Origin of the sequence: Lactobacillus sp. RTP31084st1_F9_RTP31084_210423 (assembly GCF_040919545.1) — a bacterium.
Taxonomy (GTDB): domain Bacteria; phylum Bacillota; class Bacilli; order Lactobacillales; family Lactobacillaceae; genus Lactobacillus; species Lactobacillus paragasseri.
The window spans coordinates 726,653-739,551 of the sequence record NZ_JBCOVH010000001.1; the positions used below are offsets into that span (position 1 = coordinate 726,653).

General features: G+C 35.4%; 12 protein-coding genes. All 12 read right to left on the bottom strand.

Features of this window, described 5'->3' with window-relative positions; all coding sequences use genetic code 11:
- Positions 1 to 18 precede the first annotated feature (18 nt).
- A complete protein-coding gene (gene dnaK / locus AB5359_RS03595; protein ID WP_048686782.1) occupies positions 19 to 1,890 on the bottom strand; it encodes a molecular chaperone DnaK in 1,872 nt (623 codons plus the stop codon).
- A gap of 17 nt (positions 1,891 to 1,907) precedes the next feature.
- Entirely contained in the window at positions 1,908 to 2,486 is a 579-nt protein-coding gene (grpE, locus tag AB5359_RS03600; RefSeq protein WP_003649021.1) for a nucleotide exchange factor GrpE, read from the bottom strand.
- An 11-nt stretch (positions 2,487 to 2,497) separates the two neighbouring features.
- Positions 2,498 to 3,556 (bottom strand): heat-inducible transcriptional repressor HrcA, encoded by a 1,059-nt coding sequence (gene hrcA / locus AB5359_RS03605; protein WP_003647474.1) that lies wholly within the window; start codon positions 3,554 to 3,556, stop codon positions 2,498 to 2,500.
- A 140-nt stretch (positions 3,557 to 3,696) separates the two neighbouring features.
- A complete protein-coding gene (locus AB5359_RS03610) occupies positions 3,697 to 4,323 on the bottom strand; it encodes a GyrI-like domain-containing protein (protein WP_048686779.1) in 627 nt (208 codons plus the stop codon).
- A gap of 23 nt (positions 4,324 to 4,346) precedes the next feature.
- Positions 4,347 to 5,852 carry a ribosomal protection-like ABC-F family protein gene (gene abc-f, locus AB5359_RS03615; protein WP_048686777.1) on the bottom strand — a complete coding sequence of 502 codons (1,506 nt, stop codon included), beginning with the start codon at positions 5,850 to 5,852 and terminating at the stop codon, positions 4,347 to 4,349.
- A gap of 260 nt (positions 5,853 to 6,112) precedes the next feature.
- The gene (gene ribF, locus AB5359_RS03620; RefSeq protein ID WP_003649024.1) at positions 6,113 to 7,051 is read right to left on the bottom strand and encodes a riboflavin biosynthesis protein RibF; all 939 of its coding nucleotides are present in this window, start codon (positions 7,049 to 7,051) and stop codon (positions 6,113 to 6,115) included.
- Positions 7,052 to 7,063: 12 nt separating this feature from the next.
- Positions 7,064 to 7,957 (bottom strand): tRNA pseudouridine(55) synthase TruB, encoded by an 894-nt coding sequence (gene truB, locus AB5359_RS03625; protein ID WP_048686775.1) that lies wholly within the window; start codon positions 7,955 to 7,957, stop codon positions 7,064 to 7,066.
- A gap of 40 nt (positions 7,958 to 7,997) precedes the next feature.
- Positions 7,998 to 8,369 carry a ribosome-binding factor A gene (locus tag AB5359_RS03630; protein ID WP_003647478.1) on the bottom strand — a complete coding sequence of 124 codons (372 nt, stop codon included), beginning with the start codon at positions 8,367 to 8,369 and terminating at the stop codon, positions 7,998 to 8,000.
- Positions 8,370 to 8,399: 30 nt separating this feature from the next.
- Entirely contained in the window at positions 8,400 to 11,045 is a 2,646-nt protein-coding gene (gene infB, locus AB5359_RS03635; RefSeq protein ID WP_048686774.1) for a translation initiation factor IF-2, read from the bottom strand.
- 4 nt (positions 11,046 to 11,049) lie between these two features.
- Positions 11,050 to 11,361, bottom strand: coding sequence for a ribosomal L7Ae/L30e/S12e/Gadd45 family protein (locus AB5359_RS03640; protein WP_003649027.1), 312 nt, complete (start codon positions 11,359 to 11,361; stop codon positions 11,050 to 11,052).
- A gap of 2 nt (positions 11,362 to 11,363) precedes the next feature.
- Positions 11,364 to 11,660 (bottom strand): RNase P modulator RnpM, encoded by a 297-nt coding sequence (locus AB5359_RS03645; protein ID WP_003649028.1) that lies wholly within the window; start codon positions 11,658 to 11,660, stop codon positions 11,364 to 11,366.
- Positions 11,661 to 11,670: 10 nt separating this feature from the next.
- The gene (gene nusA, locus AB5359_RS03650; protein ID WP_020806912.1) at positions 11,671 to 12,894 is read right to left on the bottom strand and encodes a transcription termination factor NusA; all 1,224 of its coding nucleotides are present in this window, start codon (positions 12,892 to 12,894) and stop codon (positions 11,671 to 11,673) included.
- Positions 12,895 to 12,899 lie beyond the last annotated feature (5 nt).

The following is a 12,899-nucleotide window of genomic DNA, read 5'->3' on the forward strand; positions in this document are numbered from 1 at the left end:
ATTTAATTATAAATCTTTTTACTTGTCAGGGTCTACCTTGTGAAAGTCTCCATCAACAGTTGAACCACCTTGACCGTTGCTTGAGACATTATCATTATTTGGTTGACCACCTTGCGCTCCTTGAGGTCCAGCTTGACCAGCAGCACCTTGAGCACCACCGTTTTGTTGGTAAAGTTTAACAGCTAAATCTTGAGCAGCCTTTGATAAAGCTTCCTTCTTTTCTTTCATTTCATCCAAGTTGTTATCTTTTTGAGCTTTCTTCAAAGCATCCAAAGCATCTTGAACATTCTTGGTTTCAGTTTCAGGAACTTTACCCTTAGTTTCTTTCAAAGTCTTTTCAGTAGTAAAGATTAATTGATCTACTTCATTACGTAAATCAACTTCTTCCTTACTCTTCTTATCTTCTTCAGCATGCTCTTCAGCATCTTTTTGCATCTTCTTAATTTCTTCGTCTGATAGACCAGAAGAACTCTTAATGGTAATCTTTTGTTCCTTACCAGTACCCATATCCTTAGCAGAAACATTTACAATACCATTCTTGTCGATATCGAAAGTAACTTGAATTTGTGGAACACCACGTGGTGCTGGTGGAATATCAGTTAATTCAAAACGTCCTAAAGTCTTATCATCTGCTGCCATTGGACGTTCACCTTGAAGAACGTGAACATCAACAGCTGGTTGATTATCTGCTGCAGTTGAGAAGATTTGGCTCTTTGAAGTTGGGATAGTAGTGTTTCTATCAATTAACTTAGTGAAGACACCACCCATAGTTTCAATACCAAGTGATAATGGAGTGACATCAAGTAAAACGATATCCTTAACATCACCAGAAATAACACCACCTTGAATTGCTGCACCTAAAGCAACAGCTTCATCAGGGTTAATTGAGTGATCAGGTTCTTTTCCAGCCCATTCCTTAACAGCTTTTTGAACTGCAGGAATACGAGTTGAACCACCATTCAAAATAACTTTGTCAATATCACTTACGCTCAAGCCAGCATCACTTAATGCATTGTCAAAAGCAATCTTAGTCTTTTGAACTAAGTCATCAGTTAATTCATCAAACTTAGCACGAGTTAAATCAGCTTCAAGGTGAAGAGGACCAGCTTCTCCAGCAGAAATGAATGGAAGTGAAATGTGAGTTGATGAAACGCCAGATAAGTCTTTCTTAGCCTTTTCAGCAGCATCCTTTAAACGTTGTAATGCCATCTTATCATTAGATAAGTCAACACCATTTTCTTCCTTAAAGTTTTGGATTAACCAATCCATAATTCTCTTATCGAAGTCATCACCACCAAGGTGAGTATCACCATTAGTTGATAATACTTGGAAGACACCATCACCTAGTTGCAAGATGGAAACATCAAAAGTCCCACCACCAAGGTCATATACTAAAACTTTTTCATCATTTTCATCTTTATCAAGACCATATGCTAAAGCAGAAGCTGTTGGTTCGTTGATAATTCTTTGAACATTTAAACCAGCAATCTTTCCGGCATCTTTAGTAGCTTGACGTTGTGCGTCATTGAAATAAGCAGGAACAGTGATAACTGCATCAGTTACCTTTTCACCTAAGTAATCTTCAGAAAACTTTTTAATGTATTGCAAAATAAAGGCTGAAATTTCTTGTGGAGTATATTCCTTGTCGCCAACCTTAACCTTGTAACCTTCTTCACCCATATGGCTCTTAATTGAAACAATAGTGTTAGGGTTAGTAATAGCTTGACGCTTAGCAACTTCCCCAACTTGAATTTCACCATTCTTAAAGGCAACTACAGAAGGAGTCGTACGGTTACCTTCTGGGTTAGTAATAATCTTAGGTTCTTTTCCTTCAAGTACGGCAACAGCTGAGTTAGTCGTACCTAAGTCAATACCAATAACTTTTGACATATATGTAACTTCCTTTCTTATTGAGCCACTACAACCATTGCTGGTCTTAATGTTCTATCTTTATATTGATATCCTTTTTGTAAAACTTTAACTACGTGATCCTTTTGATCATCATTTTCTGCTGCAACAGTTTGAACAGCTTGATGTAGTGCAGGGTCAAAAGTTTCACCTTCGGCTTTGATTTCAGTGATTCCTTGATCTTTCATTGATTTAACTAATGAGTCAAGTGTCATCTGAACACCCTTTTGGAGTTGCTTAGCTGCCTCATCATCTGCTTTAACAGCTAACGCGCGTTCTAAGTTATCCATTGCTGGCAAAACTTCTTTAGCGAGGCTTTGAGATTCATATTTAATCAATTGCGCACGCTCTTTTGCATAACGTGCTTGCATATTCTGAATCTCAGCTTCACTACGTAGATATTTATCTTCAAGATCCTTATTCTTAGCTCTCAATTCAGCGATTTCTTTTTCATAATCTTTTGCTGGATTTTCCTTAACTTCCTCTTTCGGAGTTGCTTTTGGATCTTTCTTTGGTGCCTTATCTGGGGTCACCTCGTCTTTTAAATCTTTTTCATGCGGAAACTCTTCTTTACTCACAGCTAACCTCCTTACTTAAATCTACCATAATAATCTAACAATTTCTTTGCTAGTTCATTCCTAAAATACTCGAGTAATCCGATCATCTGCGAGTATGGCATGTTAGTTGGTCCAAGTAATGCTATTGTTCCTTTACCATATTTACCAACGCTATATTGTGCAGTCAACAAACTATAATCTTCAAGTAGATCTGATTGTAATTCAGAACCTAACTTAACTTGAACTTTCGACTTTGAATCATTCTTAATTTCATCTTTAGGATTAAAACCAATCAAGCTTGAAATAGCATCATTTTGATCAATTAATTTGTAGAGAGATTTAACTTTAGCTAAATCGTCACTTTCATAATTACTCAAAAGATTAATCTGACCATCCACATACATTTGCTCACTAGCAGCATCCTTAATAACATCTTGAAGCAAATCCAAAATTTCAGGTGCTGATCCACCAGCAACTAGATGGTCTGCAATTCTCTTAAGTAACACTTCATTAACTGAACTAAGTGGCTTTCCAACTAATTGATCATTAATTAGTCGAACTGCTTTTTCAATCTCTTCCCCATTTGTATGATGAGGTAACGTGTAGATTTGATTCTTTACATTACCGTCATCCGTAACTAATATTGCCATCACTTGATGGCTTGAAAGGGGAACGATCCTAAAACCAGTTACTTTAACCGAGCGAGTTTCAGGACCCGCTGCAAAAGCAGTGTAGTTAGTTAAATCAGACAGAATTTTTGCAGCTTCTTGTACGATTTCATTAACTTGTTGAAAGGGTTGGTCTAATTGATAAATAATTCGATTATAGACGGATGCTGGTATTTTTACGGGATTAATCAAATGATCTAAGTAATATCGATAACCAGCAGTTGAAGGAATTCTACCACTTGAAGAATGAGTCTTCTCAAGTAGTCCCTTTTCCTCTAGTGCCGCCATTTCATTTCGAACTGTAGCACTTGAAACCTTGACAGGCAGTTGATTCATCACGGTCTTAGAACCTACTGGCTCATGAGACTGAGTAAAGTCCATAATAATAGTCTTTAAAATAAGTTCTTGCCGTTCAGTCAACATTTTCTCGCCCCCATCATTAGCACTCTTCTTCCTCTTGTGCTAACAATTAATATGATACCATAACTTAGCAATTGTGCAAGCAGAGTGCTAATTAAATTTGTTTTTTATAAAAAAAGGTAAGCAACAAGTGCTTACCTTAATCATTTAATTGGTAGTCTAATTACAGTTTTACGCCTTTCAGTCTTAGTTCTCCTTGGATCACTTAAATATATTTCATGATGATAGCGTGGATTTTGAATATCTATCTGATAATTTTCTTTTTTTACAAATCGATGTATCTCTTCAATTGTCGCTGGCTCATCATCATAACTACCAATGTGCATTACCTGAGCGCAAAGTCCTTCATCATAAGTAAAGAATTTAACTTGAGAAAAATCTTGCTTTTTCTTCTCAGTAGCTGTCTTAACTGCCCAATTAAATTCTTTTTCTGTAACAAAATCAGGCAGTCGAATCATCGATATCCAGGCGAAGTTCTCCTTGTGAGCATAATCAATTTTTTGCTTATCTTTTGACCACCATAGTCCTTCAAGTGGTGGCACTACATAATCAAAATATCCTGGAATTTTATGCTCACTTTTTTTGCTCATCTTGATAGTATAGGCAAGCCCATAAAGTAATTCTAACGCCTTGTGATAAGTCCCATCTTCCTGATTAGGATCTCCACTTCCTGAAACTGCGATGTAATTCATTTTAGGAACCTTAATAATTTCAGGTTGCTTTTTTGGATGATACAAATTTTTATATTCTTTTTTATAATCAAATGCCATTTTTATTCTTTCTATACAATCTGCTAGTCATCTACCTTTAATTTTATCCGTTTACTTGCTACTTGACTAATAAAATACTCATCATGCTCAACTAAAAGCATCGCTGGTTTAACCTTCTTTAAAACATCAATTAATTGATCTTGGTTAAACACATCTAGGTAATTTGCTGGCTCATCCCACAGATAAAGGTCAGCCTCTTCAACTAATGACTTAGCAATGGCCACTCTTTTTTGCTGCCCCATACTCATTTCTTCAATTCTCGTCTCAAAACTTGTTCTAGGAAAACCCATTTTTCTAAGCATATTAAGCATTTTCTCATAAGACAAATGTTCCTTTTGAACAAATTCTGCCAAAGTGCCTGAATATTCTACAAAATTTTGTGGTAAATAGGAAATTTTTAAACCATTAGTTAAACTTAAAATTCCTTGATAAGTTACATCTATATTTTTATTTAAAACACTTTTCAAAAAAGTAGATTTTCCCGATCCATTTTTTCCCTCAAGGGAAACAATTCCTCGTTTTTTAACAATTAAATTTAGGTCTTTAAATAACTTTTTATCTTGAACTTTCAAATCTAAATGCCGAGTTTCTAATAAAGTCGAGTGATAGTTTGGTTGAAAATTCATCTCTAATTCTGGCACAGATTCAACATTCCTTATTAAACCTTTTCTATCTTGGATATCTTTATTCATCCTTCTTTCAATATTTTTTGATCTTTTCATTATCTTAGCAGCCTTATGACCAAAAAATCCCTTATTAATATCTGCATGAATTTCATTCTTATGTGCACTAGCTTTTTTATTATTTTCTGATTGAAGTGAATATCCTTTAATACGCTGTCTACTTGCATTTAAAGTTTTAATTTGACCACGGAGTTTTTCATTTTTCTCCCGGTTAAACTTATCACGCTTCTCTTTAGTATCTTCATAGCTTGCATAATTTCCCTGATATAAATGAATCTCTGTATTTTCAATTGCAAGAACATGATTAGTTACCTGATTTAAAAAATCTCGATCATGACTCACAACAATATAACCTTGCGAATGTTTTTGCAAATATCTAACCACTTGTTTTCGCGACTCTTCGTCTAAATGATTCGTTGGTTCGTCAATTAATGGAAAAGCATCCTTATTAATAAAAGATAGAGCTAATAATATCTTAGTTTGCTCCCCTCCACTTAAAGTATTAAAAGGTTGCCAAATAAGATTAGCGTCTACTTGCATTAAATTCAATTCACGTTCAAGTTCCCACCGGTCAAATTGAACTTGTTCTTCTAAAGCAGAGAGAGTTAATTGTTCTTCATTTTCTACATAAAGAGGAAAGTAATTAAATTCAAGGTTAGCTTTGATGGCTCCTGTTCCTTGCAATTTTCCACGTAACAGATTCAAGAATGTTGTCTTTCCTCTACCATTTCTGCCTACAAGTCCTAATTTCCAACTACTATCCAAATCTAAATTTAAATTATTAAAAATATTTTCACTACTGTCGGAATATTTAAAAGAAAGGTTTGAAATCTTAATATTGCTCATATAATCACCTCACGAAAAAAGCCTACACTTTTGACAAGTGCAGACTTTCTCCTTATTAAGCAAAAAAGAAGATATTCCATCTACGTTCAATCTTGTCAAAAGTGCACAGTTGTCCCCTATAAAAGAAAAAATAATTATTAAAATTCAACTATGCTATTTTGCAAGATTAAAAACGCAATGGCGTAACCTTCTTTCAATATTAGATTTCAATTGATAAAGACATTTTATCACATTAATTATAAAAAGATAGATCCAAATAATTATTTTTCTAAATCATAGAAATATTGCTTTATATTTCGTTTATCTTGGTCTAGTTGACGTGATAATTCTTCAATTCCAGAAAATTTTTTATTTGAACGTATAAACTTGTACCACGCTAAAGTTAATGGTTCACCATATGCTTCCTCATCGAAATTAAAAATATTCGTTTCAATTGTTAAACCGTGGTTTGTTTTAAAAGTTTCGTTGTAACCAACACTAGTCATAGCATCATGCCATTTTCCATTTATTTTAGCCCTGGTTGCATAAACTCCCTCAGCTGGTAAAACTTTAGCATCAGAAATATCAAGATTAGCAGTCGGGAAGCCTATTTTATGTCCCCTTCTAAACCCATGAACAATAATACCTGAAGTTTCATATGGTTGGCCTAGTAAGGCAGCCGCTAATTCAACATTTCCACCTTGGATTGCCTTTCTAATGTAGGTGGAACCAACTTTAATTTTATCAATAGATTGTTTAGGCTCCACTACAATTTGAAATCTACCTCGCGCAAACTTGGGAAGATTTTCTACATTAGCAATATCTTTTGGACCATAAGTATAATCAAAACCTACCACAACTGTATCTGCTTTAAGTTTCATAATTACTTGATCTACAAAATCCTGCGGTTTAAGCTGACTAAATTCTTTAGTAAATTTAATAATCACTAAATAATCTACTCCCAGCTTTTCCATTTTTTGTTCTTTTTCATGGGCCGTTTCTAAATAAACAAATTTATGATCATTTTTGTATATCTCTTTAGGATGCTTATCAAAAGTCATCACCATTAATGGCAACTTCTTCTCCTCGGCTATTAATTTTGCATCTTTAATAAGTTTCTGATGACCAATATGCACCCCATCAAAAAAACCTAACGTTAAGATTACCTTTTGATTTGTAATAGGTGCAGAGATCGGATAATCTAAGGTTATTACTTTCATTTTTTACTCTCGCTATTCATTTTTTAAAAGCATCATCTCAGGGCGATAGATTTTTCCTTGTCGCTGATAAATAGCTTTTATATGACCATTATAAACCAAAGCGACCTTAGCATAACTGGTATTTAAATTGATACTTGCACCGTTTGAGACGCGCTTAAATTGATCCGGCGAAAGTTGAAATTGAGGTAATTCAGCAAAAAAACTATCAATTGGCTGAAGCCATTTTTCAGGAGTATCTACTTCTGCTTCAATTGTTTCTAAATCTACAGCTTGATTTAAGTCATAGCCTGAACTACTAGTTCGGGTAAGACTAGTCATTACAGCAGGAACACCTAATTTTTCACCCAGATCATTTACTAATGACCTGACATAGGTTCCTTTAGAGCAACGAATTGCAAAATCAAAGCTTTCCGTTTTTTCCAGTGGATCGTACTCAGGATCTTTTGTTAATTCATAACTATAAACATTGACTTTTCTCTTGGGACGTTCAACTGGAATATTTTCTTGAGCATATTCATAAAGTCTCTTACCATTTACTCTTACAGCTGAATAAATTGGAGGGACCTGTTCAAGCTTTCCTGTTAACTGCTTCATTCCAGCAATAATCTCACTTTTTGTAAATGGTGTAATTATTTTTTCTTCAGCAGTAGTTTTACCATCTAAATCATAGCTATCAGTTGACCGTCCAAACATTCCACTTCCAATATAAGATTTGGGCTTTTCATGCATCAATTCGATCAATTTCGTGGCTTGTCCAATAGCAATTGGTAATACGCCATTTACTTCAGGATCAAGCGTGCCAGCATGTCCAATTTTTCTAATTTGAAGTATCTTTCTTAACTTATAAACACAATCACTGCTTGTTACCCCACGTGGCTTATTTACTACTACAATTCCATTCAGCATATCTTAATCTCCAAAATAAAAGACGCCTTTCGGCGCCTTTTTACTTATTCTTATTTTCACGTTCTTGATCTTGCTTCTTTACTTGGTTAATTAAATTATCAATTTTTGAACCATAAGCAACAGAAGTATCACGTTTAAAAATCAACTCAGGAACTTTATAAACAGTCAAGGTTTGACCAAGCAAGTGACGCATCATTCCTTTTGCTTTATCAAGTCCTTCAGCTACTTCTTTTTCCTTTGCCGGGTCTTCTGTTAACAAGCTGTAGTAAATAGTTGCATATGACAAATCATTTGTGCATTCTACAGCTGTAATAGTAATATCACTTAAACGTGGGTCACGAATATCTTTACGTAAAATTTTTGTTAGTTCACGTAGGATCTCGCCTTCTACACGACCAATTCTATGTTTCATAATTAAGCTCCTTTTTGTGAAAAAAGATGCCTATTTTACAGGTACCTCTTGCATTTCGTAGGCTTCAAGTTGATCGTCAACCTTAATATCGTTAAAGTTTTCAATTGTGATACCACAATCGAATCCTTGCTTAACTTCCTTGACATCATCCTTGAAACGCTTAAGAGATGCAACTTTTCCATCGTATTTCACAATACCGTCACGAATTACACGAATACCGGAATCTCTAGTAACATATCCATTATCAACAAAAGCACCAGCAATTGTACCAATCTTAGATACCTTCCAAGTTTCACGAACAGTTAAGTTTCCAGTGACCTTTTCTTCGTATGTAGGTTCAAGCATACCCTTCATAGCAGCTTCAACATCATCCATAACCTTGTAAATAATGTTATAAAGACGAATATCTACACGTTCAGCATCTGCTTGACTCTTGGCGGTATTAGTTGGTCTAACATTAAATCCAACGATAAATGCATTTGAAGCACCAGCTAATGTAACATCAGATTCATTGATTGCACCAACACCAGAGTGAATAATGTTAACTCTTACGCCCTCAACTTCAATCTTTTCAAGAGATTGTTGCAATGCTTCAGCTGAACCTTGAACATCGGCCTTTAGAACGATGTCAACTTCCTTCATGTTTTCTTTCTTCATTGTGTCAAACAAATTATCCAAAGTAACATGTTGGACATTTTCACGTTGTTTCTCTAAAGCATTCTTAGCACGTTGTTCACCAACACTTCTAGCCGTCTTTTCATCTTCAAAGACCACTAACTTATCGGCTGCTTCTGGAACATCGTTTAAACCGGTAATTTCAACAGGAGCAGATGGAGTTGCCTTTTTAACTCTACGTCCCTTATCGTTAGTCATAACACGAACACGACCAAACGTATCGCCAACAACAATTGGATCTCCAACCTTTAAAGTACCTTGTTGAACTAATACGTCGGCAACTGAACCACGGCCTTTGTCAAGACGAGCTTCAATTACAGTACCAATCGCCTTTTGATCAGGATCAGCTTTAAGTTCCATAACATCAGCTTGAAGCAAGATCATTTGCAAGAGTTCTTCAACATTTTTACCTGTCTTAGCAGAAATCTTAACAAAGATTGTATCGCCACCCCAGTCTTCAGGAACTAAGCCATATTTCATAAGTTGTTCCATGACGTGATCTGGATTTGCACCTGGCTTATCAATCTTGTTAACAGCAACGATAATTGGTACACCGGCACTTTTAGCATGATCAATGGCTTCAATTGTTTGTGGCATTACACCATCATCAGCTGCAACTACTAAAACAACAATATCAGTAATTTCAGCACCACGAGCACGCATGTTAGAAAAGGCTGCGTGTCCTGGAGTATCTAAGAAAGTAATCAAACGATCATCGATTCGTACTTGGTAAGCACCAATCTTTTGAGTAATACCACCTGCTTCATGTTCAGAAACGTTAGTATGACGCAATCTATCAAGTAAAGTAGTCTTACCATGGTCAACGTGTCCCATAATTGTAACAACTGGAGGACGTTTTTCTTGATGCTTAGAAGCTTTGGATTCTTCCATTTCTTTAGTATACAAAGTATCGATATCTGAAATATCTTCATGCACTTTTTCTTGTGCTTCAATACCATATTCAGCTGCTAAGAGTTCAATAGTGTCTTTGTCTAAAGACTGATTTTGGTTAGTCATGACACCAAGCATAAAGAGCTTTTTAACAATTTCTGCAGGCTCTCTATGGAGAAGTTTTCCTAAATCTTGAGCATTCATGCCTTCTTCATAAACTAATGTTTCTGGCAATGGACGTTCCTTTCTTTGGGTTGGCTGCTTCTTAACTTCTTTACTTTGATTAATACGCTTATTTTTCTTATTTCTACGGCGACGTGCCTTATCAGAATGTTCGCTTCTTTCACGTTCATAATCTGGTACTTCACGTTTCTTGCGAGTAAAGTCTTTTTTGCGAGTCGGCTTTGCTTCTTCTTTTTGAGGAGCAGGTACAACTGGAGCAATCGGTTCAACCTTCTTCACAGTAGGTCTCTTTGCCTTGTTTCTTGCCGGCGATGGTTTTATAATCTTTGGACCAACTGGTTTTTGTGATGCTTGTACACGAGCTTTTACAGCTGCAGCTCCTTCGAGTTTTTCTTCTTTTGGCTTACGAGTATTTTCCACTTTTTTAACCTTTGATCTTTGAGGATTTTGTTCTTGATGCCATTTACGGCGGGAAGCTTCAGTCTGAGCATTTAATTCACTAGCTTCAGCTCGTTGCTTCTTCTTAAATTTATTCAATAAATCGCGTGCTGCCGATTTAGCCTCTGCTTGTGGTTTATTTCGTTCGGCACGACGATCATTTTGCTGCTTTTTAATCTTATTGTTTCTGCGTTTATTATTACTATGGCGATTATCATGATCATTTCTATTATCACGACGACGAATTGCACCTACAGAAACTTTTATTTTTGTTTTTTCTTTACGACTTGAATTTTTAGAATCCTTTTCAGTAGATGGCTTAGTAGTATTAGCAGACTTAAAACTATCTACTAACTTAGAAACTTGCTTATCATCTAGGGAGGACATGTGGCTCTTTACATCAAAACCCAAATCTTGTGCCTTTTTTACAACAATTTTGTTTTCAATGCCTAATTCTTTCGCTACTTCATAAATACGTTTTTTAGCCATCAAATCACACTCCTTCGTTTAAATTCTTTATCATTGCTTTGCTGAAACCTGAATCTGTAACAGAAACTAATTTTCTTTCTTTTCCAAGTGCTTGTGTTATTTCAGCGCTAGAAAATACATCAACTAATTTAACATCTTTTTTACGCATCAAAAAAGCAAGCTTATCTTTAGTATTCTGACTCACATCGCTACCAATAAAAATTAACTTTGCTTGATTTTTGCTTAAAGATATTTTTACTGCATCAAATCCTGTCGCTAGCTTTCCAGCTTTTTGCGCTAATCCAAGTAAATTCAAAGTTTTTTGTTTGTTTTGCAAAATTATTTATCACCAAACAATTCTTTTCTTGCTTTTTGATGATCAACATATGCATAAAGATCATCATAAAAATCAGCTGAAACTTTAACACCAAGGCTTTTTTCTAAAACCTGATTTTTTTGCGCTTCAGCAATCTTATCAGGTTCTAAAGATACATAGGCTCCTCGACCTGACTTCTTTCCAGTTGGATCTACTGAAATATTTTTATCCTTGTCAACAACTACGCGAACTAATTCTTTTTTAGGTTGCATAGTATTAGTCAATAGATCCTTACGCATTGGAATTTTTCTTTTTTTCAAAGAAAGTCACCTATTCCTCATCTTTATCTGCATCATCATCTAGTGCTGAATCAACATCTTCCCCATTTGGAAAATCATCGCTTGAATCTTCTTCTAGTTGTTCAGCAGTAGATTCTGTAGTTTCTTCATTTGATGATTCATTACTATCATCGATATCTTGATCTGTTTCAACGTCATCGCCTTCTGAATCGACAAATTCGACTTGAGATTCAGGCTTAATGTCAATCTTATAACCTGTCAAACGGGCTGCAAGGCGAACATTTTGTCCACGCTTTCCAATAGCTAAAGACAATTGATAATCAGGAACAATTACTAGCGCATTCTTGTCATCATCATCACCACTAAATTGAACTGCGATCACTTCTGCAGGATTCAAAGCATTGGCAATAAAATCAGATGGATTTTCTTCGTATTTTACAACGTCGATATTTTCTCCGCCTAATTCGTTAACAATATTTTGAACCCGAGCTCCTTTTGGTCCTACTAAGGTACCAACTGGATCAATATCAGGATCATTACTCTTAACGGCAATCTTAGTCCTGTCACCTGCTTCACGAGCAATTGATACAATCTCTACAGTCCCATCATAAACTTCTGGAACTTCTTGTTCAAAGAGACGTTTTACTAAATCAGGTGCAGTTCTTGAAACAGTAATTTGAGCTCCTTTTGAATCGGACCCTACTCTAGTTACTAAAACGCGAACTTTATCTTGAGGATTATAATTCTCACCTGGTAATTGATCATTATGTGGCATTACAGCTTCAACGTTACCAATCTTTACGTAAACAAAGCGATTATCACGTCTTTCAACTGTACCAGTAACAATTTCATCCTTATATTGAGAATATTCACTAATGATATGTTCTCTTTCAGCCTCACGTAAACGTTGCATGATAACTTGTTTAGCGGTTTGTGCAGCTAAACGGCCGAAATCTTTAGGAGTTACTTCAAAGCGGATTTCATCGCCAACTTCATACGCACGATTAATTTCAAGTGCATCTTTAAGACTCACTTCAAGACGACTATCTTGAACTTCATCGACAACTGTCTTAATTGCATTAACCTTGAAATTGCCTTTCTTTTCATCAAAAACAACTTCTACATTTTGAGCTTGATTATAATTTTTCTTATATGCAGCTACTAAAGCAGCCTTGATTGCATCAACAATAATTTCTTGCTTGATGCCTTTTTCTTTTTCTAAGGTTGCAAAAGCTTCCACCATTTCTTTAGACATAAGTT

Coding starts and splice junctions, on each gene's coding strand:
- dnaK (WP_048686782.1), bottom strand. CDS start 1,890: ATGTCAAAAGTTATTGGTATTGACTTAGGTACGACTAACTCAGCTGTT.
- hrcA (WP_003647474.1), bottom strand. CDS start 3,556: ATGTTGACTGAACGGCAAGAACTTATTTTAAAGACTATTATTATGGAC.
- AB5359_RS03610 (WP_048686779.1), bottom strand. CDS start 4,323: ATGGCATTTGATTATAAAAAAGAATATAAAAATTTGTATCATCCAAAA.
- abc-f (WP_048686777.1), bottom strand. CDS start 5,852: ATGAGCAATATTAAGATTTCAAACCTTTCTTTTAAATATTCCGACAGT.
- ribF (WP_003649024.1), bottom strand. CDS start 7,051: ATGAAAGTAATAACCTTAGATTATCCGATCTCTGCACCTATTACAAAT.
- truB (WP_048686775.1), bottom strand. CDS start 7,957: ATGCTGAATGGAATTGTAGTAGTAAATAAGCCACGTGGGGTAACAAGC.
- AB5359_RS03630 (WP_003647478.1), bottom strand. CDS start 8,369: ATGAAACATAGAATTGGTCGTGTAGAAGGCGAGATCCTACGTGAACTA.
- infB (WP_048686774.1), bottom strand. CDS start 11,045: ATGGCTAAAAAACGTATTTATGAAGTAGCGAAAGAATTAGGCATTGAA.
- nusA (WP_020806912.1), bottom strand. CDS start 12,894: ATGTCTAAAGAAATGGTGGAAGCTTTTGCAACCTTAGAAAAAGAAAAA.